General features: G+C 52.9%; 2 protein-coding genes. Both read right to left on the bottom strand.

Annotated features, from left to right (window positions below):
• Window positions 1-85: 85 nt before the first annotated feature.
• Window positions 86-694: an anthranilate synthase component II gene (locus FC96_RS12470; RefSeq protein WP_055679970.1), complete on the bottom strand. Its 609-nt coding sequence runs from the start codon at window positions 692-694 to the stop codon at window positions 86-88.
• A complete protein-coding gene (locus tag FC96_RS12465) occupies window positions 675-2,153 on the bottom strand; it encodes an anthranilate synthase component I family protein (RefSeq protein WP_056943234.1) in 1,479 nt (492 codons plus the stop codon). Before FC96_RS12465 ends, FC96_RS12470 begins: the two co-directional genes overlap by 20 nt.
• Window positions 2,154-2,237 lie beyond the last annotated feature (84 nt).

Here is a 2,237-nt window from a genome sequence, read left to right as displayed (position 1 = left end):
TCAACGGTTTATATGGACGGTTATTTGATTGACATAAGATTAAAACTTTCTGTGACTGGTGTCAACAGTTTTAATCAAAAAAGTTTTAGGCTAAGTTGTGTAGCGCTGATGCCACGCGGATTTGGGCCAAGTAATTTTTAATCAGTTGGGCCCCAACCACTGGATCTGTCATGATGGATTCAGGATGAAACTGGACACCATAGACTTGATTAACATCATCTTCGACGGCTTGGATCGTTCCATCATCGGCCGTTGCGGTCACTGTTAGGGTCGCTGGTAAACTGGCGGGGTCGATGACCAGGGAGTGGTAGCGGGCCGCTTCGAACTGGGCTGGACAGTTGGCAAACATCTTGGCGGTCCCCTGTTGGGTCATGGTTGACGGCTTACCGTGCATTAAAGCTGGAGCGTGGACCACTTGAGCGCCGTACACCTCACCAATGGCTTGCAGGCCAAGGCAGACCCCAAAGATTGGAATTCTGCCGACAAACGCCTTGAGGATGGTGTTCAGGTTACCAGCATTTTCAGGCCGGCCGGGGCCTGGAGACAAGATGAGACCGCTAGGCGACTTTGCCATGAGTTCCGCCGCAGTCATCGTGTCGTTTTTAATCACGGCAATGGGTTCGTCGGTCAGGGTGCCGATTAATTGGTACAAGTTATAGGTGAAACTGTCGTAATTATCGATTAAGTACAGCATGGGTGAGTCCTCCTTGGTCTGCGGCAAGAACCGCATCTTTGACGGCCCGGGCCTTGTTGTTAAATTCCTGATATTCGTATTTGGCAACACTGTCGGCGACGATTCCGGCGCCGGAGTGGATGACCATTTGATCGCCTTTACGGTAGGTCAACCGGATTCCGATACAGAGGTCAAGGTCGCCAGAGTAGTCCAAATACCCGAGACAGCCACCGTACACCCCACGCTTGTGATGTTCCAGTTGGCTAATAAGCTGCATTGCCGAAATCTTCGGCGCTCCGGATAGGGTGCCGGCAGGGAGAACGGCATTCACGATGTCGAGGGCGGATGCGTCAGGGGCTGCGGTACTTTCAACGGTTGAGCCCAAGTGCATGACGTTCGCGAATTTGAGCAGTGCCCGGGTTGTGGTGACGTGAACGGAGCCAAACTCACTGACGCGGCCCAAGTCGTTTCGGCCGAGGTCGATTAACATGTTATGTTCAGCCTTTTCCTTGGGACTCGTCTGCAATTCCGTGGCAAACTTGGCGTCTTCCTCTGGCGTTTGTCCCCGGCGCCGCGTTCCGGCTAGCGGATACGTGAATAGTTGGTCACCCCGCTTAGTGATGAGTGTTTCGGGAGATGCCCCTAGTGTTTCAAAGTCGCGGTGGTGGAAGTAAAACTGATAGGGCGAGGGACTGGCTTTAAAGAGGGTGGGTGCAATGTGCAGCAGGGAACCCGTCATGGTGGCTTGTTGCGGGTTTGATAAAATAAGTTGGAAGATGTCGCCATCAATCACGTGTTGCTTTGTTTCGGCCACCTTTTTTGTGAATTCATTGAGTGAGAACTGAAAGTGGAAGGGTGTTTTGAGGCTAAAGGTCGGCAGTGGCTTCGGCGTGGCGGCCAAAACGGTCGCCTGCAAAGTCGCAAGGTCGCCCATAACGACCTCATATCGGGCTTCAAGTTCGAGACTTGGAATCACGTGGCTAAGGGTGACTTGGTGCTTGCGATGGTTGTAAGCAATGACCCGGTTGACCAAGAGCAGGTCAGCGTCGTCGAGGCCCATGGGGTCAGCCACGGTGTCGCGTAGTGCGGTTGTGGCGTACTTGGCATAGTCATAACTAAAGTAGCCGATTAAGCCACCGGTGAAAGGGGGCAGCTCAGGTTGACGCGGCGTCCGGTTTTGCGCCAGGAGGTCGTCTAAGATGGGCTTTAAATCCGCGTTGCGGGTCGTTTCGCGGCCGTCGGCATCCGTCTCAGTCAATACGTGATCCCGGTAGGTAAAGGTTCGCTCTGGGGCAAGGCCGATGAAGGTGTAACCATCTTCGGTTTCCTTTGGCTTCCCGGTTAGTAAGAAACCGGGTTCGCCGGCCTGCTTGAGGGCGTTAAATAGGGTGATGGGATCAAAATCGGGCATGGTAAACTGCCGGGTGATCTGAATGGCGGGATAGTCCGCTGCTAGGGTGAGTAAGTCGTCTTTATTCATTATCAATTCCTCCAGTTAGTTAAAACGGGTTAATCGTTGGCTGATGAGGTCGCTAACTGGAATTGCCATCGTTTGATTGTCATG

It is taken from the genome of Secundilactobacillus kimchicus JCM 15530 (assembly GCF_001433995.1).
GTDB lineage: Bacteria > Bacillota > Bacilli > Lactobacillales > Lactobacillaceae > Secundilactobacillus > Secundilactobacillus kimchicus.
The sequence above is the reverse complement of the archived record's forward strand: the minus strand, read 5'-3'. Positions and strand labels throughout refer to the sequence as shown.

Excerpts from the sequence above, each read along its gene's own strand:
- FC96_RS12470 (WP_055679970.1), bottom strand. The coding sequence starts at position 694 with ATGCTGTACTTAATCGATAATTACGACAGTTTCACCTATAACTTGTAC.
- FC96_RS12465 (WP_056943234.1), bottom strand. The coding sequence starts at position 2,153 with ATGAATAAAGACGACTTACTCACCCTAGCAGCGGACTATCCCGCCATT.